The organism is Haloechinothrix aidingensis (assembly GCF_013450155.1).
Lineage (GTDB): Bacteria > Actinomycetota > Actinomycetes > Mycobacteriales > Pseudonocardiaceae > Haloechinothrix > Haloechinothrix aidingensis.
The window spans coordinates 182,129-205,306 of the sequence record NZ_JACCKD010000005.1 but is presented as its reverse complement, the minus strand read 5'-3'; the positions used below and the strand labels follow the sequence as shown (position 1 = coordinate 205,306).

Below are 23,178 nucleotides of genomic sequence, written 5' to 3'. Positions count from 1 at the left end.
ACTCGAACAGTGCATTGTTGCCTGCGGTACAGAAGTCATATTGTTTCGGTACCATCGGTACCAATTGGTACCAGTTCAGTGGTGCTGTCATCGTACTGTCTGTGGGGAGACGACCATGTTCTGGCTCTGGCTATTGCTCCTGTTCGCTCTGCCGTTTCTCACGCTCGTGCCCTGGGACAGGGCGCGCGGCTGGCTGCTGTCGCGCCGGTGGCAGCACGACCCGCACGACACGCGCCCGCGCATGGTCGCCACCCGCGACGGGTACGAGCTCGACCGGGGCGGACTATGACAGCGGCCTCCCGGCTGCCCACGCACGGGTGGATGCCCGAAATCCCCACCGGGGGCCACACGCTGCCCGCCCACTACATCACCCCCGGCAGCCCACTGCAGCCGATCGTGCCCGGCCACGCCTTCCCCCGCGGCTACCAAGCCCCCTGCGGCGCCTGGTGCCTGCCGATCTACGGCCACGACCCCTGCAGCCGCATCGCCCGCCACCCACGCTGCACCACCTGCGAGCAGGACACGTGACACGGTGGGTGACGGTGGCGCAGCAACGCCATGCCATCCGCCGCATCGAGGCGGCACGCGGCATGCCGGTGATCATCACCATGTGCGGATACCGCGTGCGACAGACCACCTACGACACACGCATGGCCGGACCGACCGTGTGCCTGTCCTGCGCACACCTCACCGAACCACCAACCCGCTGACCCCCGGCCGGTGCCGCGTCGGGGGTGTCCGATAGTCGGGTCACCCGTCGGCGACGGCGCTCTCGGCGATCGCCAGCGCCGTGGCCATGATGGTGACCTGCGGGTTGACGGTCGGGCAGCTCGGCAGCACGGACGCGTCGGCGACGTACACGCCGGAGGTTCCCCGTAGCCGCCCGCGTTCGTCCACCGGGCTGGACTCCGGGTCGGCGCCCATGCGGACCGATCCGGTGGGGTGGAAGGCGGCGAGGTGCAGCTCGGGTCGCGCCAGCCGCTCGGTGATGGCATGCAGCTCTGCCGGTGTGGCCGCGCGGGGGTGGCGCGGGAGGCCGGTGAGCACCTCGGTGGCTCCCGCGGCGAACAGCACGTCGCCGATCGCGCGCAGCGCGGCACGCAGCTTGCCGTGGTCGGTCCGGCTCAGCCGGTAGCTCAGCACCGACCTGCGCCTGCCGTGCACCCGCCCCGACGGCTCATCGGCGATCATCGCCCCGAGCGTGGCCAGGTGTGCCGAGGCCTCCTGCTCCGCGCGCAGTTCGCGTCCCGTGCCGGGCAGCACGAACGTGCCCATGCCCGGCGGCGCCGCCGTGGCCTCGAGCAAGATGCCCTCGTTGTGCCACTGCTCGATTCCGACACTCTGCAGCACCCCCTTCCAGGACTCGACCGGCTCGGCGAACCGACCGGCGAGGCTCGTCGCGGGATGCAGTGCCAGGTTGCGGCCGAGCTGGGCGTGGCCGCCGAGCCCGGACCGGCGCAGCAGGGGTGGTGTCTCGGTGGCACCGGCGGCGACGACCACCCGGGGACTCAGGATCTCCACGGGCGTGCCGTCCGGGCGCCGTGCCGCGACGCCCGCCGCAGTACCACGGTCGACGAGCACGCGGTCGACGCGCAGCTCGGTGACGATGCGCGCACCGTCGGCGCAGGCCTGCGGCAGCGCGTTGAGGTGCACGCCGTTCTTGGCGTTACGCGGGCACCCCACTGCGCACTGGCAGCAGCCGCCGCAGCCGGGGGCGTTGCGGTGCAGCGGGCCCGCCTGCCACCCGAGCCGCCGCGCGCCTTCCAGCGCGAGCTCCCCGTTGCGGCCGAGCACGTCCGTCGGTTGTTCGGCCACCCCCAGCGTGCGCTCCACCTCAGGAACCAGCTCGTCGAACCGCTCCACCAGCTCGATGCCATCCGCGCTGCGCCAGCGCTCGACGACCTCGGCCGGTGGCCGGTAGCACGTACCGGAGTTGATCAGGGTGCTGCCGCCGACGCCCTTGCCGAGCGGGAGCAGGACCGGTGGCGCCCCGAGCGCGGCTGTGGCACCGCCGTCCCGGTACAGCTCGCTGAACCGGTCGGCAGGCGGGCGGCCCCGGAAGTCCTCGACGCCGAACCGGCTGCCTTCCTCGACGATCACGACGGACAGCCCGGCCCGCGCCAGGGTGCGCGCGACCATCGCGCCGCCCGCGCCCGATCCGATCACGACGGCGTCCGCGGTGGCGCGGGCAGGCCAGCAGTCCGCCGGGGTGCAGTCCAGCTCGGGGTCCGGGCGGACGATGCCGGTCTCGGGCGGTGGTTCCGCCGATCCGGATGCCAGCAGCAGCGGCATCTTCAGCGCATCCACCAGCGTCGCCAGCGCGGGGCGCGCGGTCAGGGTCCTGCAGACCTCGTCCCGCCGGTCGGCGTCGAGCTGGTCGAACCGCCTGCCCGTGAGCAGCACCGCCGCGGTGTCGAGGGCGCCGGACCCGGCGTGCAGCCCGAAGCGCGCGAATCGGGGGAAGCCCCGGCACAGCGCATCGACCCGCTCCGCGACGGGCGCCGCCTCTGCGGCGGTGTCCATCCCGAGCAGTGCCGCGACCGTCCCGGTCAGTGCTCGTGGTGGCGCGGTCACCTTCGTCATCCCGTCACCTTCTACGTGGGTTCAGTGGCTGCCACGTTCGTGGCCGCTGCCGTCGGTGACGCCGGAACCGACCTCGGCGTGCGCGGTCCCGTCCAGGGTCCACTCGCGATAGGTAGTCCACCGCCCGCCGGTGCGGCGCTGCACGACGAGGTGAGCGTGCGCCCGCTCCGTGTTGTGGCACACAGCCGGGCTGCCGTCCGGGTTCCGGTAGTCCACGTCCACTGTGTCCTCCGGAGGCTGGGTCACCTCGATGTGCAGCCAGTACTCCCCCGACCTGCCCCACACCCGCCAGGTCGGTAGGCCGACGTCGGCTTTCAACCGCAGCGCAGCGAGCAGCGTGTCCCCGGCGGGAAGCTCCCGCCCGCCGATGCGCAGCCGCACGAACGGCAGGGGCGGCAGCCGCCGCAACCCCGGCCGGGTGGACACGGCGGCCACGACCTCGGCGACGTCCCCGTCCCCGAGGTCCGCGTGCAGCCATGCCCACCGCCGGGCGTTGCCGTGCCCGTATATGTGCGCGGTCGCGCCGGGAGCATCGGCGAGGTGCAGGTTGTGGCCCTGGTACCGGATGGCGCCGCGAAAGCGTTCCGCGGGGCGCGGGACGACCTGGGCTCCGGGTAGTACGCCGGTGCGCCACGCCCATTGCGGGAACGTGAACAGTGTCGGTCCGGACGGCTCGGCGTGCAGGTCCCATTCGATCTGTCCTGCCGTCCCGCGCAGGTGCGTCGGCGAGATCGTGACATCGGATGTGTCGGCGATCCAGCCGTGCCGCGGCGGGTGCCAGTCCCGCGGCCCGAACCGGTCCAGGACCGGCGGACCGTCAGGAGGGAAGACCGCGGCCCATCCGTGCAGCCGGGCCGGGCCGCTGTCACTGGGCGCGACGAGCTCGTGATGGACCCAGACACCGGTGCCCGTGTCCGGGTCGGTCAACGTCGTGTACCACACCTCGAGCCTGCCTGGCGTGCCGTCCCAGCGGGGCAGCAAGTCGTCCACATGAGACTGCCTGTTCCTGCGGAGCCGGAAGCTGCGTAGCATCGGCCACAGGTGGCGGGGGATCGAGAAGCGCACAACCGTCTCGGCGACGACCTGACCGGACTCGTCGGTGATCGTGGCGGGCAGCGTGGTCATCGAGCGGAGCGGGCGCTTGAAGCTGACCGACTTCCAGCCGTCCAGGTGGAGCGCGCGCCCGTCGAGCGCGGTGAAGTCGAGCTGGTAGCGCAGCCGCTTGCGCGTCAGCGGCGCGATGTGCAACGTCCCGTGCGCGGCGGAGCCCTCGGCCAGGCCGGGTACGGTGACGCGCCCGCGCAGGTCCGCCACGGTGTCGGCCATCGGATGCAACAGCTCGGCGACGGTGACGTCCAGGTCCAGCCTGCAGCTCGTGCGGGACCCGGTGTCACTGATCCGGCACTGGCCCGCCATGGTCTCGCTGAACGTGGTGTGCAGGGTGTTCGCTGTCATTGGTCACCTCCGCGGGCGAGCATGCTCTCGATCATCAGCTGGGCGGTGCGCTCCAGGTAGTCCGTCGCCCTGGAGCGCACGGTTTCCGCGTCCGCGCCCGAACACACCGCCTCGGACAGCGGGTCCAGCCGGTCGGCCGCCGCGGCAGGCTCGTCGAATGCGCCGCGCACGGCGTGCCGCTGGCGCAGGTACGTATCCAGCACGAGGTTGATCAGCAGGGGGTAGACCCGGTTGCCGGTGGCGGCGGCCAGTTCCCGGTGCCACTCGCACTCGGTGATCTGCGCGGCGTCGGCGTCCGGCGCCTCGCGTAGCTGCCGCGCCAGGGTGCCCAGCCGCTGCCTGTGGTGCTCGGATGCGTCGCGTGCTGCGCGCACGGCGATCGTCGCGCCGATCTCGGTACGCACCTCGAACACCGAGCGCACCCAGCCGGGGGCGTTCTCCGCCACCAGCATGGGTAACAGCTCGAGCCCGCCCTGCCTCTCGTAGTCCCGCACCCGGGTTCCGACGCCGTGTTTGGTCTCCACCAGGCCGGCCTGGGACAGCCGCATCAGCGCGTGCTTGAGGGTCGTCCTGGTCACGTCGTACCGCTCGGCCAGCTCGCGGGTGGGCGGCAGGTACTGCCCGGACGTGTAGGTGCCCGCGAGGATCTCCTGGCGCAGGTTCCGCTCGACGGCGTCCACCAGCGTCTCGCGGGTGAGTGCGGTGTTGGTCGGTGGGTGAGCCACTCAGTCACCGTAACACCGCGGCCGGTTGGTGTACAGCTGTGCCTACGACGTCGGTATGGGACCCAGGCAAGGCCGGCCGGCGCCAGCTTCCGGTGTGTCCCGGACATATCACCTGGGTGGCCGGGCGGGTGGAGCATCATGCAGTGAGACACCGGTCGAGGGCTTGCTCGAGCGACGCGGACACGGGGCCGTCCGTGTTGATCGTGTAAGCATCCGGCCAGGGGTCTGCCTGCGCGGCCATCCGGCTCGCGATCTCCAGGGTTGCGTCCGAGACCGAACCTACGCGGCTGTCGAGCCGGTCCGCCGCGGTCGGCGGCGGTACCCAGCACCGCAGCGGGACCAGGCGAGCGTGCGTGTCGCTGGCCGCTTCGGCGGCCAGGGAGCGATGCGCCCGGCTGGTCCATGAAGCGTCGAGCACCACGCTCCGGCCCTGGGCCAGCAGCGCCCGTGCTCGGTCGATAACTTCACGGTAGGTGCGCTCGGTGTGCGTACGGGCGTAGATGCCGCACTCGAATTCGGAGGACGAACCGTCCTGCGAGTCGATTCCGGCGAGCTCCTTGCGTATCCGGTCGGTGTTTAGCAGCGCTGCGTCCAGGCGGCCGGCGAGCTGCTCGCCGAGTGTCGACTTGCCCGAGCCGGGCAGTCCGCCGACGAGCACCAGCCGTACCTCACCCTCGCGTAGGTGCCGCAACGCCAGATCGGCGTGCTGGCGTGCTAGTTCCGCCGAGGGGTCGTCCGACTGGGCGTACCGTATGCAGGCGACCTTGCACCGTACGAACGCCCGGTACGCGATGTAGTGATGGCGTAACGCCGCGCAGGACGGGTCCGCTGATATCTCCGCGTATGTGTCCAGAAGAGACCCTGCCAGCGCGGGTGACCCGAGCCGTTCCAGGTCCATGGCCAGGAAGGCTATGTCGTCAATAACGTCAACCCAGCGCAGCTGGTCATCGAACTCCAGGCAGTCGAGCACCCGGGGACCGTCGTCGAGTAGGAAGATGTCATCGGCGAGTAGGTCGCCGTGCCCGTCGACAAGCTTGTTCGCGGCGATTCTGCTGTCGAACAGCGCGTCGCGCCCGCGAAGGAACGTGAGGGCGTGGTGCTCGATGTGGTTGAACACGCGAGGATCCAGGACGGCACCCCGGAAGTGACGTACCTGATCTAAGCTCGCCTGCCAGCGGGCATACAGGGCGTCGCGGGTGCCCGCGGCGGAGATGTGGTGCCCACGCTCGGCACACTCGTGGAATCGTGCGAGTAGCGCGGCCAGCTGGTAAATCGCTTCGCTGACGTCGTAACCATTCTCGACCAGCGTGGACAGCCGGCGCGCCGCAGGCATCCGTAGCATGACCACGAACGGTTCCCGCTCCCGCCCGGGTCCGAGCATCTCCGCAGATCCCAGATAAACGTCGGGCGAGAGCCTCCGGTTGAGCTCGATTTCCCGGTGGCAGGATCTGACGCGGTTCTCCACACGGGTGAAGTCGAGGAAACCGAGATCGAGTGGCTTTTTCATCTTGTAGGCGCGCTCGCCGACCAGGAAGACGGTGCCGGCGTGCGTCTCCCGTACCTCGACCCATCCGGTCGTCTGGAGCGCTGCGTGCGGGGGCGATTGCGCGGTGTCCATGACGCCAGCCTGACTCGCAGGGGCGGGCCGAACGTAGAGGTCGTGGTCCATTGGTCCGGGGACTTCGTGCCCTGTCGGGATTCGGGGCGGCGGGCGATATCGTACGGCTGCATGAGCGGTGCGTTGTCGTTGTCGACCATCCGAGCGAGCTGGCGGAGATGGGCGAAAGTACGCAGGCCCTGGTACGCAAGGCCCGCGTGTCCGGCGATCCCCAGAACGACGAGACGAATCAGATGTGGTGACGTGACCGGTCAGAAGTGCTCCACCGGGCTCGGCCGGTACCGCACGTGTGGGGTGACTGTCTCCACCTCCAGCACACCGGGTTCGGTGCGCACCAATGCCTCGACGAGTTGTCGTTCGGCCGTGTCGCGGAACTCGCCGCTCACTGTGACCACGCCACCGGTGACCGACACCGTCCAGTAGTCCTGCGCCCCCGAGTAGTTCTCCAGGCGGGTACGCAGGTGGGCCGCGACGACGTCATCCCGGCGTACCAATGTGCGCAGCAGGTCACGGCGGCTGATGACACCGACCAATTGATCGTCGTCGACGACGGGAATGCAGCGGAGCCGGTCTGCCAGCATGTGCTTGGCGACCTCCGACACGTCCGTCTCCAGTGTCACGACCTCGACTGGCGCGGTCATCACGGATCCGACTGCGCGCTCGGCGCCGCTCGCTGTCCCCCCGAAATCACGCAACGCTTCGTACTCGGTGAAGATCCCGACGACTCGGTCGTGCTCGTCGACGACCGGCAGGGAAGCGAAAGCGTGCTCGGTGAGAAGTGCCGTTGCCTCTCGCGCAGGTGTGCTCTCCCGGACACGGATTGCGGGACTGGTCATAAGTTCGCGTGCCTTCATGGTGTGCTCCTGTTCGCTGTCCGGCGCCGCCCGCGGCGACACGAGCGTGTTTGCCGGTTTCGTTGCCGTCGCACGTCACCGCGCGGCGGATGGAATGTCGCCGTTCGCGCCGGACTCGTCCGCCGGGCTCGGGCCGACCTGTAGCACCAGCTGCGGTACATCATCCGTGTGGAGCCGATGCCTGCGCGCCTTGTCCGCGGAGAATCGCCCGGTGACCAGGTGCGTGGCCCAACCCCGGCTTCCGGCGATCAGCCGAAGGATTTGCATTAGGAATCCGGCGGCCAGGTGGTCCCGTGTGGTGTCGTCCGCGGTGCACACCAGTAGCCCGGAATCGACGCTGGCACGTCTGGCCTCCCGGGACCCGGCGGACACGACTTCGACCGACGTGCATCCGGCGACCGAGCAGGCGAGCAGCTCGGCGGTCAGGGACTTCGGAAGTTCGGCTATATCCTGCGGCTCGCGGGTCGGAACGGCGTGGAATATGGCGGCGTACAGCGCGATGTCACGCCGGGTGATCCGGTGCCGTTTCGAAGCGGTCAACCGCACGGCGATATTCGGCCGCAGCGCGTTGGGTAGCAGCTCCGGGTATGCATGCCACCCCAGGATCCGGAACGCTGTCGCGAGGGTCGCTCCTGCCGCACCGCAGGCCAGCATCTGGTCTCGGTGCGAGACGGGGCGCACGTGCTCGCGCTGCAGCACGTGGGCGGTTGCGCCGTCGAAGTCGACGGACCACGGCGTGGCGAACTCCGCGTAGGGAGAGCGGCAGGCGGCGCGTACCAGTACACCCTTCTCGGCGGGCGACCACTGGTGTACTCCGGCCTGGCTCTGCGCGCGATCGAGTGGCGGTGCTGTCACGGTCATGACGTTCTCCTCGCAGTCAGCTGAGTTGCTCACACCCGATTGCAGTGCGGGAGACCGGTGTGTGAGCAGGGCCTGCCGACACCGCTACCCGGGCCATTGGTCCTTAGCGGGATGGCGCCCGCCGATGACGGGTCCCCTCCGTGCGGACCAACGTCCCGCACGGATAGGACGACGGCCCCTAGGTGATAGTGCGCGACAGGGGTGGAATCCGCGGTGTACCGACCACACGATCAGAGGAGCTGTGATGAGCCTTCTTCCCACACGCCACCAGCGACACTCGATAGTCCCCGACGTGACGGACCTGTTCGACAGCGTCCCGTCTCTGGCGTGGATGCGCCCGATTCTGGACAGCCGCCTCATCCGGGTAGAGGATGAGCTCGCCGAGGGCAGCTATGTGATTCGGGCCGAGCTTCCCGGCCTCGACCCGGACAAGGACATCGAGATCACGGTCCACGACGGGCGGCTCACCATCAAGGCCCAGCGGGAGGAACGGAGCCAGGGTAAGGCACGTTCGGAGTTCAGTTACGGATCGTTCGTACGGACGGTCGACCTTCCCCAGGGTGCCAGGGAGGATGATGTCGAGGCTCACTACGACAAGGGAATCCTGACCGTGTCGCTTTCGGTTGGAGAGCCGGAGTCGCCGGTTCACCGTATCCCGGTAACCAACGGCAGCTGAGTTCGTGGCAGGTGTGCGGGGCCGTACGACCGTATCGCCCCGCATGCACGGCCGCGTAGCCTGCGGGCAGGCGCTGTCACGCCACCAGCACGGCTGCCCCCGTGACCCGGTCAGCAGCCAGGTCAGCCAGTGCGGTGTCCGCCTCGGACAGTGGGTAGCTGGTGGTGTGTAGCCGGAAGCGCTTCGTGGCCGCGAGGTCGAGGAACTCAGTGGCGTCGGCGCGCGTGTTCGCGGTCACGCTGCGGAGCTCGCGTTCCAGGAACAGGTGTCGCTGGTAGTTCAGCGCGGGCACGTCGGACAGGTGGATGCCTGCGATGGCCAGCGTTCCCCCACGGTCAAGGGCCTCCAACGCCGGGGGCACGAGCGTACCGACCGGGGCGAAAAGGATCGCCGAGTCGAGCGGTTCGGGTGGTGCCTCGGTGGCGCCCTGCGCGGAGGCGGCGCCCAGCTCGAGCGCCAGCTCGCGTGCCGTGGCGCTGCGGGTCATGACGTGCACGGTGGCGCCGCGGGCCAGCGCCGCCTGCGCCGCGAGGTGGGCGCTGGCGCCGAAGCCGTAGATACCCAGGCGCCCGCCGGCGGGTACGTCCGCCCGTCGCAGGGCGCGGTACCCGATGATGCCCGCGCACAGCAGCGGGGCGAGCTCGCCATCGGAGTACCCGCCGGGAAGGCGGTGCGCGTACGCGGCGTCGACCGTGGCGAACTCGGCGTAGCCGCCGTCGGCGTCCCAGCCGGTATAGGTCGAGCCGGGACACAGGTTCTCGGCACCGGACGTGCAGTACCGGCACGTTCCGCATGTGCCCCGGATCCAGGCAATCCCCACCCGGTCGCCAGGCACGAAGCGGTCGGAGCGCGAACCGGCGAGGACCTCGCCGACCACCTCGTGGCCCGGGACGACACCCGGGCGGTGCACAGGAAGGTCCCCCTCCGCGACGTGCAGGTCGGTGCGGCACACGCCGCAGGCGCGCACCCGCACCAGCAGCTCACCGGCAGCCGGGCGCGGTACCGGCTCGGAGCACTCGACAAGCGGGCCGGTACTCATCGGTCCGGGCGCCCGCACCCGCCAGGCCCGCATCGTCTCGGCTCGCTCGCCTGCTCGGTTCATGGCCCGCTCCTTGCACACAACGTCGATCGGCGGCCTGCCCGTGCGAACGTCCCGGGCACCAGGGCCTTCCGTCCCTGCCGTGCCTGTCCCGGCACGTGCCAGTGTAGGTATACCAACGCCGGTGAAGGGCGGGAAACTATGGACCGCGGACTACCCGACGGCGACACGCTCACCACCGCGCTCGCGCTAGCGGGGCGCGCGCCGTCGGTCCACAACACCCAGCCGTGGCAGTGGCGGATCGGGAATCGAAGCGTGCACGTGTACGCCGATCCGGGCATGTGGCTGCGCCGAACCGACCCGGATTGCCGGGACCTGATCCTGAGCTGCGGGATCGCGCTGCACCACCTCCGGGTAGCGTTCGCGGCACTCGGATGGCGCCCAGTGGTGCACCGGTTGCCGAACCCAGCGGAGCCGGACCATCTCGCCTCCATCGAGCTGCGGCGCCACGAGCCTGCCGACGAGGAGATCGCGATGGCTGCCGCGATCCCGCGTCGCCGCTCCGACAGGCGGCACTACAGCTCGTGGCCGGTCCCGGCCACGCACAGCTCGCTACTCGCCGCCCGTGCTGCCGACGAGGATGTGGCCGTCCGGGTGGTGCGGGAGACCTACATGCGCAGGCACGTCGTCGACGCGATCGCGCGGGCCGCGCAGAGCCACGCCAGGGACGCCGCCTACCAGCTCGAGCTGGCGCACTGGAGCGGGCGGCACGGTTCACCGGCCGGGGTGCCCGCCCGCAACGCACCGGCCCCGGACCCGGAGCCCGTGCCCGGCGCGCTGCCGGTACGGGCCTTTGCCAACCCGCGACTCCCTCGGTCACCGGATCATCCGGCGACCGAGGACGCCGGGATCCTGCTCGTGCTGGGCAGCGTCACCGATGACCGGATGGCGGTGCTGCGTGCCGGTGAGGCCACAAGTGCGGTGCTGCTGTCCGCGACTGCCCTCGGGCTGGCGACCTGCCCGCTCACCGAGGCACTGGAGGTTGATCACACCCGCAAGCTGGTGCGGCAGGAGGTACTCGGTAACGAAGGGCAGCCGCACATGGTGCTGCGCGTCGGGTGGGCGCCCATCAACGCCGACCCGGTGCCACCCACGCCGCGCTACCCGGTCGAGGAGCTCAGCCGCGATCTCACGGGCAATGACCGGGGCCGCGTCGGGACCTGAGGAACAGGACAGCCCGGAACGTCAGGGCAGCGGAATCGACCACACCAGGCTGGTACCCCCGGACTCGGGCGTGGTGATGCGCAGCATGCCGCCCGCCGCCTCGGCCCGCTGAGTGAGGTTGCGCAGGCCGCTGTGCGCGACCTCGTCCGGGATACCGACGCCGTCGTCGGTCACGTCGACGGTTAGGTCATCGGCGACCGACACGGTCAGGGTCAGATTCTGCGCGAGTGAGTGGCGCACCGCGTTGCTCACCGCTTCCCGCACCACGGCCTCGGCGGCCTCGGCGAGGTCGTCGCCCACCACGCTCAGCGGACCGGACATGCGGATGGTGGTGTGTATGGAGGCATCCCCTGTGATCTCGGTCGCAGCCGCATGCAGCCGGTCGCGCACGTTGGCGCTGCTCCCGTGCCCGCCGTGCAGGTCGAAGATCGCCGTACGGATGTCGCCGATCACGTCCTGCAGGTCGTCGACAATGCCGGAGAGCTTGCGCTGCACGTCGCTGGCGCGCACGCGGGATACGGAGCCCTGCAGGGACAGTCCGATCGCGAAGAGGCGCTGGATGACGTGGTCGTGCAGATCCCGTGCGATACGGTCGCGGTCGGCCAGCACATCGAGCTCGCGCATCTGCCGTTGACCCTGCGCGAACTGCAACGCCAGCGCGGCCTGGTCGGCGAAGGCCGCGGCGATGGGCAGCTGATCCTCGGCGAACGGCTCCGAGCCGCTACTGCGCGTGGTGACCAGGACACCGGTGACCGAGTCGGCAGCGCGTAGTGGCAGGACGAAGGCAGGCCCCAGCCCCACCTCTGTGTCCTGAGCTGGGTTGTAGGCTAGCTGGTTGACCCGGCACGGGGTCCTGGTGTTGAAGGCCTCTCCGGCCGTCGAGCCATGCACCGGGATCGTCCGGCCGACCAGCTCGCTGGTTCCCATGCCCACCGTCACGGAGATGACCAGTTCGTCGACGTCCTCCGGAGAGGCTTCGGTGTCGTCAGGAAGAGCAAGGAAGGCGTGGTCGGAGTCGGTGAGCTCGCGTGCCCGCTCGGCAACCATCTCGAGCACCGTCCCGGGGTCCGTTCCTTTGAGTAGCTCGGTGCTGATCTCGCCTGTGGACTCCAGCTGGCGCTGTTGCAGGCGGGCCTCTTCGTAGAGGTGAGCGTTCTCGATCGCGATGCCTGCCGCCGCCGCCAGCGCGCGAACCACGACCTCATCGTCCTCGCTGAACGGCTTGCCGTCGGACTTCTCGGTCAGGTACAGGTTGCCGAAGATCTGGTCCCGCACCCGGATGGGCACGCCGAGGAAGCTGCGCATGGGTGGGTGATGCTCGGGGAACCCGACGGAGGACGGGTGGGCGGTCAGGTCGTCCAGGCGCAGTGGCTGGGGGTGGGTCAGCAGTTCGCCGAGCAGGCCGCGCCCCTCGGGCAGGTTGCCGATTTTCGCGCGTTGCTCCTCGTCGATGCCCTCGTAGACGAACTCGGTGAGTTTGCCGTCGGAGCCGCGCACTCCGAGCGCGCCGTAACGGGCGTTGACCAGGTTAATCGCGGCGTTGACGATACGCCGCAGGGTCGCGTCCAGCTCCAGTCCGGATGCTACGGCCAGGAACGCCTCGATCAAGCCGTCCATCTGGTCGCGCGCGTCGATCATGAGTTCGATGCGCTGCTGGACGCCGCCCAGCAGCTCGCGCAGTTTCAGCTGCGAGAGGGTGTCGCGGATGGGGGGGTCGGTGTTGCGGTCGGTTCGGTGCGCGTCACCCGGCATATCGTCAGGATGCCACCGGGTGGATGAATGGGCCATACGCCGGCGGAGCGATATGCGCAGACGTCAGCGGGTGTGTGGCTTGTTGCTTTGTAGTTTGGTTGCCAGTACTGCCACCTGGGTGCGCCGTTCCATACCCAGCTTGGCCAGTAGCCGGGAAACGTAGTTCTTCACGGTCTTCTCCGCGAGGTACATGCGTTGGGCGATCTGCCGGTTGGTCAGCCCTTCACCGATGTGGGCGAGGAGGTCTCGCTCGCGTTCGGTGAGGGTGTCCAGCGGGCCGTTGTCCGTGGCGTCGTCCCGCACTTTCGACATCAGCGCGGCTGCGGCGCGGTTGTCCAGCAGTGACCGTCCGCTGGCGACCTCCCGTACGGCCTCGATCAGGTCGGCGCCCTTGATGTCTTTGATGACGTAGCCCCCCGCCCCTGCGAGGATCGCGTCCAGCATGGCCTGGTCATCGGTGAACGAGGTCAGCATCAGGCAGTTCAGCTCGGGCATGTCCGAGCGGAGGTCGCGGCACAGCTCCACGCCGTTGCCGTCCGGTAGCCGCACGTCGAGCACGGCAACATCCGGCCGCAGTGGCGGGATCCGGGCGGCGGCCTCCGATACGGAAGAGGCCTCACCGACCACAGTCAGCTCCGGGTCGGACTCGAGCAGCTCCGCGAGCCCGCGCCGGACCACCTCATGGTCGTCAACCAGAAACACCTGGATCATGTCGCACCCTTACTGTTCGCGTTCCGCCTCCAGGCTACGCGGCGGGTACCGGGGCGGGCACTGGCCGAAAGTCCCTCGTGATCGAGGACCAAGCGCAATGGTGCCACCTGTCCGAGTGCGCGCAGGATGGATCCCGTCAGCAGCACACGCTCCCGAGCAAGAGGACGCAGACGGATGGCCGCGACGGCGCAGATCATCGACAGGGCATTGGCCGACGCCGTGCTCGCGCCCTCCCCCTGCAACACGCAGCCCTGGTGGTTCCGGGTGCGCGGCGACCGCATCGACCTGTACCTCGACCGTGGCCGGGTGCTTCCGGTCGCCGACCCCGATGCTCGTGAGGCCCTGCTTGCCTGCGGCGCCGCATTGTGCAACCTACGCGTCTCCCTGCGCGGTCAGGACCGGCTCGCGCTCGTTGACCTCCTGCCGGACAGCGAGAGGCCGGACCTGCTCGCCTCGGTACGGCTCGGCGGTGAGCGAACCGCGACGTCGACGGAGTACAAGCTCGCCGAGGCCATCTCCAGGCGGCACACCAACCGGCACCCGTTCCTGGACAGAGCCGTACCGCTCACGGCTCGCGGCAAGCTCGCCTCGGCCGCACGAGTGGAAGGCGCCAAGCTCGAGTTCATCGAGGCCTCCGCACGCTACGACCGCATCGCGCGCCTGGTGCGCAGGGCCGACCACATCCAGCGGACCGAACCGGCCTACGCGGAGGAGATCAGCGCCTGGACCAGCGGGACCGAGTCCCGGCAGGACGGGGTTCCGGCGAGCGCGGAGGGGCCGACGCCGCAGCAGGATGGCGTGCTGGCGCTGCGGAGCTACCACGCGCACGACGGGCTGCCCGCCCGCCCGTTCGAGCAGCAGCCGCTGCTGGTCGCGGCACTCACCTCGGTCGCGGGCGTTCGCTCCACCCTGCGGGCAGGTGCCGGCATACAGCGGGCGTTGCTGACAGCCACGCAACTCGGACTCGTCGCGTCGTTCGTGTCCCAGCCCTTCGAGGTTCCGCGGACGCGAGCGGAGCTCGCCGAGCTGTTCGCCTCCGACGGCGAGCTGCACACGTTGCTGCGGATCGGCTACGGCTACCCCCTCGGCCCGACCCCGCGCCGCCCGCCGGCAGCCGTCAGCGCAGATGAGCATGAATAGCCCACCCGGTTCGCGCACCATGCTCGACCAGGCCCCCAGACGCAACGAATGCTGAGCCCCATGCGGGCCGGCGACAACACGGAAGGAGCATCATGACCAGTAACGCCCATGCACGCCACACCATCCTTGTCGGTGTGGACGGATCCGACTCCGCACGCCGAGCGGCCTGCTGGGGCGCCAGGGAAGCCCGCAGGCGGGGAGCCGTTCTCTCGCTCGTGCATGTCTGCTACATCCCCGATACTCTGCCGCGCTACCCGGCTCCACCGAAGGAACGGTTCGACGAAGCCATGGTGGAGGCGGGCGAGAGCACGTTGGCGGAGGCGAAAGATGCCGCCTTGGCGGAGGCTCTGGACATCCAGGTGGAGACCAACGTCCGTATCGGCCCGGTAGCGGCGACTCTGGTAGCTGAGTCCAAGAACGCGCGCCTGGTCGTGCTCGGCAGCCGGGGGCTCGGCGGGTTCGCGGGACTGCTCGTCGGGTCGGTGGGGGTCACGCTCGCGGCACACGGCGAGTGCCCCGTCGTCGTCGTGCCGAAGGACGGCGATGGCCGAGAGACCCCCGCCGATGTGGGCCTCGGCGATGTGGACGGCGCGGGCTGCGTGGTCGTCGGGATCGACGGTTCCAGGCGGAGTGATCCCGCCGTCGAGTTCGCCTTCGACGCCGCTTCTCAGCGAGGCGTCCCCCTCGTGGCGGTGCACGTGTGGAACCAGGCCACGGTCGACACCGACTGGCCCGAGCTGTCCATCGCTACCTCGCACGAGGAAGAAAGTCAGCTGGAATCCTTGGTCGCCTCCGAGCGGCTGGCCGGATGGCGGGAGAAGTACCCCGATGTCGAGGTGACCGTACGGATCCGGCGCGGCAAGCCCGCCGAGATGCTGCTGGAGGAAGCGGGTCGCGAGGAGTCGCCCGCCGAACTGATTGTGGTCGGCTCTCGCGGCCGGGGACCGCTGCTTGGCCTGGGCCTCGGATCCGTGAGCCAGAAGGTGCTGCACCACGCGGGTGTACCGGTCGCGATCGTGCGCTCCGGAGCGCAGGCGTGACACCCGTCTCCCGGGGTCGGCATGTCGGCCTGGTCACCCTTGCCCTGCAGCGCGGGGACGTCGCGTAAGAATGGTTGTGTGGGTTGGATCGAACTGCACGGGGCCGCCAACGTCCGGGACCTGGCCGGGCTGCCGACCGAGGACGGGCGTCGTATCGCCGAACGGAAGCTGGTGCGCGCGGACAACCTGCGCGGCCTGTCGCAGGCGGATGTGACAACTCTCGTGCGGGAGTGGCGCGTCCGCACCGTGGTCGACCTGCGAACGCGCTCCGAGGTGCGTTCGGAGGGCCGCGGTGCGCTGACCGGAGTACCGCAGGTGCGCCACCTGTACCATTCGATGCTTCCCGAGACGGACGGCTCCGCAGCCGATTCGTCCGACGTGCTGCTCACCAGGCGGGAGCGGATCCTGAGCAGGTACCCGGACGACTTCGTGTGCGGGATGTACCTGGGGTACCTGGCAGAGCGCCCGGACAGCGTGGTCGCCGCCGTCCGCTCGGTGCTGGACGAGGAGGGCGCGACGCTGGTGCACTGCGCCGCGGGGAAGGACCGTACCGGTGTCGTGGTCGCGTTGGCCCTGTCCGCCGCGGGGGTCGAACGTGACGCGGTGATCGCCGACTATGTCGCCACCGGTGAGCGCATCACGGCCGTGCTCGACCGGCTGCGGGCCTCACCCACCTACGCCGACGGTATCGACAGAATTCCCGTTGACGCGCACAGGCCGCGGCCCGAGACGATGGCGGCGTTCCTGGACGAGCTGGAGCGCCACTACGGGGGCGCGCGCGGCTGGCTGCGGAGGCACGGCGTCGGCGACGACGAGATCGTGCGGCTGCGCGCGTACCTGCTGGACGACTAGCCGGTCGGCTACCGGCGCGCACCGGCCGGGGTGCCGGAGCGTTTGCGGTAGACCAGGTACGGCCGCCACAGGTAGGCGATTGGAACCGACCAGGCGTGCACCAGCCGGGTGAACGGCCACATCCCGATGAAGATCCAGGCGACGAGCGCGTGCAGTTGGTAGGCCAGTGGCGCGCCCACCATGAGCGATGCGTCCGGCTGGAGGTAGAAAATGCCACGGAACCACACCGCGACAGTCTCCCGGTAGTCGTACCCGCCGCCGAGCAGATTCACCCCGACGGTCTGCACCATGCCGAGCACGACCAGCACGACCAGGACCGTGAACATGGCCTTGTCCATGCTCGAGGTCGTGCGCCGTACCCGGCCGTTGATCAGTCTTCGAGCCAGCAGCAGGGCCAGTCCCGCCATCATCGCGAGACCCGCGAGGGCACCGCCCCACACCGCGAGCGCGTGATAAACAGCCTCGGAGACTCCGAGCGCGTGCGTCCAGGACGCGGGAACCAGCAGCCCGAGCACGTGGCCCGCGATCACCGCGAGAAGACCGAAGTGGAACAGCGGTGACCCGAGCCGCAGCCACCGGTTCTCCAGCAGCTGCGTGGTGTGCGTGGTCCAGCCGAACTGGTCGACCCGCCACCGCCAGATGTGGCCCACCACGAACACGGTGAGCGCGATGTAAGGGACGATCCCCCACAGTGCGATGTCGAATGCGGTCACGTCCTGACCTCCGTTCCGTGGGTAATCTCCGGGGGCCCGTAGGGGCTGAGACCGACCTCCTCGGAAGGTGGTCCTTCACGTGTCAGCCTGCGCAACCGGTCCCAGCCGGTGGGTGAGAGGTCCGGCAGTAGCAAGCAGAGCGCATCGAGCACGTGCGCGTAGGCGGAGCCCGTGTCGTGCAGCGCGGTGCGGATCAGCTCGACACCGGCGCGGTGCTGGCGCAGCGGGGACTCGCCGCGGTTTGGCCCGGCCAGCGCGGCGAACTCGCACACCATGGGGAGGAAGTCCGGAAGCTCGTCCGTTGGTGGTACGAGACCCGCCGCGCGGTAGCTCTGCTTGAGCGCCAGCAGTGCCGTGCCACGCTTCCTGGTGTCCCCGTGCAGGTAGTAGGTCAGGTACAGGCAGCTGCGCCTGCGCAGGTCGAAGACCTCGACGTAGTGCCTGGCGAGGTCCATCGGCGCGGTCGCGGTGAGGTAGTCCAGGAAGCGCAGCAGGTTCTCCCGCGTGTGACGATCGGGCAGGTTCCGTGCGGCTTGTGCCAGCCAGGTGTGTTGCCCGAGCACCTCCTCGTCCGGGTACTCCAACAGAAGCGAGACGACTTGCAGCGTCGTGCTCCGGTGGCTCATCGCCTGCCTCCCGACCTCGCAGGGGGTGGGATGGGCATTGGTAGGTCCACCGGACCCTTGCCCGCCGCTTCCAGGGCGCCACTCATGCCCGGCCCGCCCGGCCGGTCGAGACTGCACCCGGTGTCCAGGCCCGCCAGCCGCGCGCCGTCCTCGTGGTGGGCAGCGGGGATCACGTAACGCTCCTCGTAGGGTGCGATCGCCAGCAGCCGGTATAGCCGTTCCATCTCGTCGGCGGTCATCCCGGTCGCGTCGAGCAGCTCGTTCGCGACCGAACCGTCCAGCGTGCGCGCGCGCATGTAGCCGCGCATCGCGGAGAGCTTCATCAGCACCCCGGCCACGACCTCGGCGTCGCCGTTGGTGAACAGGCTCGCCAGGTACTCGACGGGGATGCGCAGGTCCCGGATGGCGTGAAATACTTGGTCGGGGTCGGTGTTGTCCCCCTCGGCGTCGGACACCGCGTCCAGCACCGGGGAGAGCGGCGGTATGTACCAGACCATGGGCAGGGTGCGGTACTCCGGATGCAGGGGAAGTGCCACGCGGTCGCGGACCGCGAGCTGGTAGACGGGGGAGCGCTGGGCCGCGGCGATCCAGTCCTCCGGGATGTCCGCTGCCCGTGCGGCGTGGATCACTGCGGGATCCTCCGGGTCGAGGAAGATCCCGCGCTGCGCCTCGAGCAGCTGACCGGGGTCGGTCACGCTGGCTGCGGCTTCGACGGCATCGGCGTCGTAGAGCACAAGGCCGATGTAGCGCAGCCTGCCCACGCAGGTTTCCGCGCACACGGTCGGCTGGCCGGACTCGATGCGCGGGAAGCAGAACGTGCACTTCTCGGCCTTGCCGGTGTGGTGGTTGAGGTAGACCTTCTTGTAGGGGCAGGCCGAGACGCACATCCGCCAGCCGCGGCAGCGGTCCTGGTCGACAAGGACGATGCCGTCCTCTTCGCGCTTGTACATCGCGCCGGACGGGCAGGCCGCCACGCACGCGGGGTTCAGGCAGTGCTCGCAGATCCGGGGCAGGTGGAACATGAACGTCTGCTCGAAGGAGAACCGCACGCGCTCGGCGGCCTCGGCCGGCATCGCGGCGATGTTGACGTCGCCCCCGGCGTTCTCGGCGGCGCCGCCCAGGTCGTCCTCCCAGTTGGCGCCCCAGGTGATGGCGGTGTCGTTGCCCGTCAGCGCGGACTTGGGGCGGATGGTCGGCGTGTACGGGCCGGCGGGTGCGTTGATCAGCGTGTCGTAGTCGTAGGTGATCGGCTCGTAGTAGTCGTCGATCGACGGGAGGGTCGGGTTGGCGAACAGGCTCAGCAGCCGCTTCACCCTGCCACCGGAACGCAGCTTCAACCTGCCGCGCCGGTCCAGGACCCACCCGCCGCGCCAGTGTCGTTGGTCCTCGTAGCCCTTGGGGTAGCCGATACCCGGCTTCGTCTCGACGTTGTTGAACCAGACGTACTCGGTGCCGTCGCGGTTGGTCCAGGTCTGCTTGCATGTCACCGAGCAGGTGTGGCAGCCGATGCACTTGTCGAGGTTCATCACCATGGCTACCTGAGCCATCGGTCGCATCAGTACTCCACCTCCTGGCCGCGCCGCCGGATCACGGTCACCTCGTCGCGCTGGTTGCCTGTGGGGCCGTAGTAGTTGAAGGCGTAGGTGAACTGCCCGTACCCGCCGATGAGGTGCGTAGGCTTGAGCAGCAGGCGCGTCAGCGAGTTGTGTACGCCGCCGCGCTTGCCGGTCATCTCGGTGCGTGGCACGTTCACCGTACGGTCCTTGGCGTGGTACATGTACACGGTGCCTTCCGGCATCCGGTGGGACACCACGGCGCGCGCGGTGACCACCCCGTTGCGGTTGTACGACTCGATCCACTCGTTGTCCCGGACGCCGATCCTGGCTGCGTCCTCGGTGGACATCCATATGGTGGGTCCGCCCCTGGACAGCGCGAGCATGTAGGCGTTGTCCTGGTACTCGGAGTGGATCGACCACTTGGAGTGCGGGGTGAGGTACCGGACCGTCACCTCCGCTCCGCCATCGAGCCCCTGGTCGCCGAAATGCCGGTGCATGTTCAGCGGCGGCCGGTAGACAGGGAGCTGCTCGCCGAGCTCGATGATCCAGTCGTGGTCGACGAAGAAGTGCTGCCGACCCGTTAGGGTATGCCAGGGCTTCTCGCGCTCCACATTGATCACGAAGGGGGAGTAACGCCGTCCACCGCTCTCGCTGCCGGACCATTCCGGCGAGGTGATCACCGGTTGGGGTCCCTTCTTCGTGTCGCCGAAGGTGATGCGCTTGCCCTCGTGCTCCTCGGCGAGATCGGCCAGCCTGGTTCCAGTCCGCTGTTCCAGGCTGCGGAACCCCTGGCTGGCCAGTCTGCCGTTGGTGGTGGCCGACAGGGCGAGGATGGCCTCGCACATCCGCTCGGCTGTGGACAGCGACGGCCGGCCTTCGACCACCCCGCCGGAACGGACACCGTTCTGGCTGCGCAGGTATGCTAGCTCCGGCGTGACGTCGTAGGTGATCCCCTTGGTTGTAGCGCCCAGCGTGTCCAGCAGGGGTCCGATGGCGCGCATCTTCTCGGCGACGGCGCCGTAGTCGCGTTCGATCTCTACCAGCTTGGGCATCGTCTTCCCGGGGATCGGGTCGCACTCGCCGCGCCTCCAATCCCGCACCACGCCACCCGGCTGGGCGAGCTCGTCCGGCGTGTCATGGGTCAGCGGCACCGCGAGGACGTCCGTGCGGGTACCGAGGTGCTCCGCGGCGAGCGGGGCGAACCGGTCGGCGATCGAGAGGAACGTGTCGTAGTCCGAGCGGGCCTGCCAGGGCGGTGCGATCGCGGGGTTGAAGGCGTGCACGAACGGGTGCATGTCCGTGGACGACAGGTCGTATTTCTCGTACCAGGTGGCCGTCGGCAGGACGACATCGGCGTACAGTCCTGTGGAGGTCATCCGGAAGTCGATAGCGGTGAGCAGGTCGAGCTTGCCCTCCGCCGCGCCGTCGTGCCACGCCACATCGCACGGGCGAGCGCTCTCCTCGGTCTCCTCGCTGCGTACCTCGGCATCGGTGCCGAGCAGGTGCCGCAGGAAGTACTCATTTCCCTTGCCCGAAGAGCCCAGCAAGTTGGCGCGCCATACCGTCAGTACACGGGGGAAGTTGGCCGGGTCATCCGGATCTTCCGCGGAGAACGCAAGCGAACCCTCGCGTAGCTCGTGCACGATGTGCTCGGCGACGCTGCGCCCCGCTGCCGTGGCCTCGTCGGTGAGATCGAGCGGGTTCCGGTTGAACGTCGGGTGCGACGGCAGCCACCCCAGCCGCGCGGCCTTGGCGTTGCAGTCGGCGAACGACGCCCCTGCCAGCGTCCCCGATCCGAGCGGGCTGGCGAGCTCTCCCGCACCGAAGGACTCGTAACGCCACTGGTCGGTGGCCAGGTACCAGAAGGCCGTTCCAGCCATGTGCCGGGTGGGCCGCTGCCAGTCCAACGCGAAGGCCATGTGCTGCATGCCGGTGAGTGGCCGGGCCTTCTCCTGCCCGACGTAGTGGGCCCAGCCACCGCCGTTGCGGCCCTGGCATCCGGTGAGCAGGACGAGGGACAGGAATGACCGGTAGATTGTGTCCGAGTGGAACCAGTGGTTCGTTCCCGCTCCCATGGCGATCATCGAGCGCCCGCCGGATCGTTCTGCATTGCGGGCGAACTCGCGAGCGATGCGCGTGATGGTCGCTGCGGGAACCGACGTGATCTCCTCCGCCCAGGCCGGGGTGTACGGCTCGGTCGGGTCCTGATAGGAGTCCGGCCACTCGCCGGGCAGTCCCCACCGGGACACCCCGTACTGTGCCATCAGCAGGTCGAACACGGTGGTTACCATCCGGTCGCCGAGCCGGATCGCGGGTACCCCGCGGCAGAGCGTGCTCCCGCCTTCCCTCTCGCCTTTGTCGAACCGGGGGAGCTCGACTTCGACGTGCTCGTCTGCCCGCGAGTACAGCGACAGCACCGGGTCTACCTCGCCGAGCTCGAGGTTCCACCGGCCGGCTCCGGACTCGGACCAGCGGAAGCCGAGCGAGCCGTTGGGGACGGCCGGCGCGCCGGTCGCGTCGTCGAGCAGCACCGTCTTGAACTCGGCTCCCTCCGTGCCGTCACCGAGCTCCGCGGCGGTGACGAACTTGCCGCCGCGGTACCGGTCCCCGTGCGTCTCGAGGGAGACCAGGAAGGGCAGGTCCGTGTAGCGGCGCACGTAGTCGGTGAAGTAGGGGACCTCGCGGTCCCGGAAGAACTCGGTGAGGATCACATGGCCCATCGCCATGGCCAGGGCCCCGTCGGTGCCGGGAAGCGGGGCCAGCCAGTCGTCGGCGAACTTGACGTTGTCGGCGTAGTCGGGGCTGACCGCGACCACCTTGGTGCCCTTGTAGCGTGCCTCGGTGAGGAAGTGCGCATCCGGCGTGCGGGTGACCGGGATGTTGGAGCCCCACATGACGAGGTAGCTGGAGTTCCACCAGTCCGCCGACTCGGGGACGTCGGTCTGGTCGCCCCACACTTGCGGGGAGGCTATCGGCAGGTCCGCGTACCAGTCGTAAAAGGACAGCAGGGTCCCGCCGATCAGGGAGTGGTACCGCGTTCCTGCGGCGAACGACGCCATCGACATGGCCGGGATCGGCGAGAAGCCCACGACCCTGTCGGGCCCGTAGGCCTTGGCCGTGTGTACCTGCGCGGCGGCGATCAGCTCGGTCACCTCGTCCCAGCTGGACCGGACAAGGCCGCCCTTGCCCCTGGCCCGCTTGTAGGTCCTGGCGCGCTCGGGATCGCCTGTGATCTCGGCCCACGCCGCGACGGGGTCACCGAGCCGCCCGCGCGCCTCGCGCCACATCTCCAGCAGCACCCCCCGTACGTAGGGGTAGCGCACGCGCGAGGGGGAGTAGGTGTACCAGGAGAACGAGGCGCCGCGCGGGCATCCGCGAGGCTCGTACTCCGGCGAGTCCGGCCCGACGGACGGGTAGTCGGTCGCCTGGTGTTCCCAGGTGATCAGACCGTCCTTGACGAACACGTTCCACGAACACGAGCCGGTGCAGTTCACGCCGTGGGTCGAGCGCACGACCTTGTCGTGTGACCATCGGTCCCGGTAGAAGTGATCCCAGTCGGAGTTGTCGGTCAGGTGCAGGGCATGGCCGTTGTCCGGCGCATCCGCGCGGCGGAAGAATCGCGACGCGGGCAGCGGTCGGTCTGTCATGGTCTCCAGACTGCTGTTTCCGGCGGTACGGGAGACAGAGACGAAAGGCCCCATCCGCGATGGTCCTAGGGTGCCGCGCGAGGGGCCGTAGCACCCTAGGCCGGCG

Annotated in this window: 20 protein-coding genes; 7 read left to right on the top strand and 13 right to left on the bottom strand. The window is 69.4% G+C overall.

The window, feature by feature from the left end; genetic code table 11:
- The first annotated feature begins 115 nt into the window (after window positions 1–115).
- Window positions 116–289, top strand: a complete 174-nt coding sequence (locus tag H0B56_RS15235) for a hypothetical protein (RefSeq protein WP_180893722.1) — start codon at window positions 116–118, stop codon at window positions 287–289.
- Between the two features lie 235 nt (window positions 290–524).
- Window positions 525–710 carry a hypothetical protein gene (locus H0B56_RS15230; protein ID WP_180893721.1) on the top strand — a complete coding sequence of 62 codons (186 nt, stop codon included), beginning with the start codon at window positions 525–527 and terminating at the stop codon, window positions 708–710.
- Between the two features lie 40 nt (window positions 711–750).
- Here the strand turns inward: H0B56_RS15230 and H0B56_RS15225 are convergent, their stop codons facing one another.
- From H0B56_RS15225 to H0B56_RS15200, 6 genes are all read right to left on the bottom strand, one after another.
- The gene (locus tag H0B56_RS15225) at window positions 751–2,583 is read right to left on the bottom strand and encodes a GMC family oxidoreductase (protein ID WP_180893720.1); all 1,833 of its coding nucleotides are present in this window, start codon (window positions 2,581–2,583) and stop codon (window positions 751–753) included.
- 21 nt (window positions 2,584–2,604) lie between these two features.
- On the bottom strand, window positions 2,605–4,038 hold the full coding sequence (locus H0B56_RS15220) for a hypothetical protein (RefSeq protein WP_219632789.1): 1,434 nt from the start codon (window positions 4,036–4,038) through the stop codon (window positions 2,605–2,607).
- A complete protein-coding gene (locus H0B56_RS15215) occupies window positions 4,035–4,763 on the bottom strand; it encodes a GntR family transcriptional regulator (RefSeq protein ID WP_180893719.1) in 729 nt (242 codons plus the stop codon). The genes H0B56_RS15220 and H0B56_RS15215 overlap by 4 nt, the downstream gene beginning before the upstream one ends.
- A gap of 136 nt (window positions 4,764–4,899) precedes the next feature.
- Complete coding sequence (locus tag H0B56_RS15210; protein ID WP_180893718.1) at window positions 4,900–6,381, bottom strand: bifunctional aminoglycoside phosphotransferase/ATP-binding protein; 1,482 nt, start codon at window positions 6,379–6,381, stop codon at window positions 4,900–4,902.
- 251 nt (window positions 6,382–6,632) lie between these two features.
- Entirely contained in the window at window positions 6,633–7,235 is a 603-nt protein-coding gene (locus H0B56_RS15205; protein WP_180893717.1) for a CBS domain-containing protein, read from the bottom strand.
- 75 nt (window positions 7,236–7,310) lie between these two features.
- Entirely contained in the window at window positions 7,311–8,096 is a 786-nt protein-coding gene (locus H0B56_RS15200) for a hypothetical protein (protein ID WP_180893716.1), read from the bottom strand.
- Between the two features lie 292 nt (window positions 8,097–8,388).
- On the opposite strand from H0B56_RS15200, the gene H0B56_RS15195 reads away from it, so the two are divergent.
- A complete protein-coding gene (locus H0B56_RS15195) occupies window positions 8,389–8,772 on the top strand; it encodes an Hsp20/alpha crystallin family protein (RefSeq protein ID WP_343063913.1) in 384 nt (127 codons plus the stop codon).
- Window positions 8,773–8,848: 76 nt separating this feature from the next.
- Here H0B56_RS15195 and H0B56_RS15190 read toward each other — a convergent pair whose 3' ends face one another.
- Entirely contained in the window at window positions 8,849–9,844 is a 996-nt protein-coding gene (locus H0B56_RS15190; protein WP_180893883.1) for a zinc-binding alcohol dehydrogenase family protein, read from the bottom strand.
- Between the two features lie 168 nt (window positions 9,845–10,012).
- On the opposite strand from H0B56_RS15190, the gene H0B56_RS15185 reads away from it, so the two are divergent.
- The gene (locus H0B56_RS15185; RefSeq protein ID WP_180893714.1) at window positions 10,013–11,035 is read left to right on the top strand and encodes an Acg family FMN-binding oxidoreductase; all 1,023 of its coding nucleotides are present in this window, start codon (window positions 10,013–10,015) and stop codon (window positions 11,033–11,035) included.
- A 21-nt stretch (window positions 11,036–11,056) separates the two neighbouring features.
- Here H0B56_RS15185 and H0B56_RS15180 read toward each other — a convergent pair whose 3' ends face one another.
- Window positions 11,057–12,787: a sensor histidine kinase gene (locus H0B56_RS15180; protein ID WP_180893713.1), complete on the bottom strand. Its 1,731-nt coding sequence runs from the start codon at window positions 12,785–12,787 to the stop codon at window positions 11,057–11,059.
- Window positions 12,788–12,850: 63 nt separating this feature from the next.
- Window positions 12,851–13,498, bottom strand: a complete 648-nt coding sequence (locus tag H0B56_RS15175; protein WP_180893712.1) for a response regulator — start codon at window positions 13,496–13,498, stop codon at window positions 12,851–12,853.
- A 174-nt stretch (window positions 13,499–13,672) separates the two neighbouring features.
- Here H0B56_RS15175 and H0B56_RS15170 point away from each other — a divergent pair, with 174 nt between their 5' ends.
- The 3 genes from H0B56_RS15170 (at window position 13,673) to H0B56_RS15160 (ending at window position 16,530) form a co-directional block, all read left to right on the top strand.
- Window positions 13,673–14,638 (top strand): Acg family FMN-binding oxidoreductase, encoded by a 966-nt coding sequence (locus tag H0B56_RS15170; protein ID WP_180893711.1) that lies wholly within the window; start codon window positions 13,673–13,675, stop codon window positions 14,636–14,638.
- 92 nt (window positions 14,639–14,730) lie between these two features.
- Window positions 14,731–15,678, top strand: coding sequence for a universal stress protein (locus H0B56_RS15165; RefSeq protein ID WP_180893710.1), 948 nt, complete (start codon window positions 14,731–14,733; stop codon window positions 15,676–15,678).
- A 78-nt stretch (window positions 15,679–15,756) separates the two neighbouring features.
- Window positions 15,757–16,530: a tyrosine-protein phosphatase gene (locus tag H0B56_RS15160; protein ID WP_180893709.1), complete on the top strand. Its 774-nt coding sequence runs from the start codon at window positions 15,757–15,759 to the stop codon at window positions 16,528–16,530.
- Window positions 16,531–16,538: 8 nt separating this feature from the next.
- On the opposite strand, the gene narI is transcribed toward H0B56_RS15160, so the two are convergent.
- From narI to H0B56_RS15140, 4 genes are read right to left on the bottom strand one after another with little or no spacing between them, the layout of a single operon-like run.
- Window positions 16,539–17,243, bottom strand: coding sequence for a respiratory nitrate reductase subunit gamma (narI, locus tag H0B56_RS15155; RefSeq protein ID WP_180893708.1), 705 nt, complete (start codon window positions 17,241–17,243; stop codon window positions 16,539–16,541).
- Window positions 17,240–17,869 (bottom strand): nitrate reductase molybdenum cofactor assembly chaperone, encoded by a 630-nt coding sequence (narJ, locus tag H0B56_RS15150; protein ID WP_180893707.1) that lies wholly within the window; start codon window positions 17,867–17,869, stop codon window positions 17,240–17,242. Before narJ ends, narI begins: the two co-directional genes overlap by 4 nt.
- Complete coding sequence (gene narH / locus H0B56_RS15145; RefSeq protein ID WP_180893706.1) at window positions 17,866–19,425, bottom strand: nitrate reductase subunit beta; 1,560 nt, start codon at window positions 19,423–19,425, stop codon at window positions 17,866–17,868. The genes narJ and narH overlap by 4 nt, the downstream gene beginning before the upstream one ends.
- Window positions 19,425–23,072: a nitrate reductase subunit alpha gene (locus H0B56_RS15140; protein ID WP_219632787.1), complete on the bottom strand. Its 3,648-nt coding sequence runs from the start codon at window positions 23,070–23,072 to the stop codon at window positions 19,425–19,427. The genes narH and H0B56_RS15140 overlap by 1 nt, the downstream gene beginning before the upstream one ends.
- Window positions 23,073–23,178 lie beyond the last annotated feature (106 nt).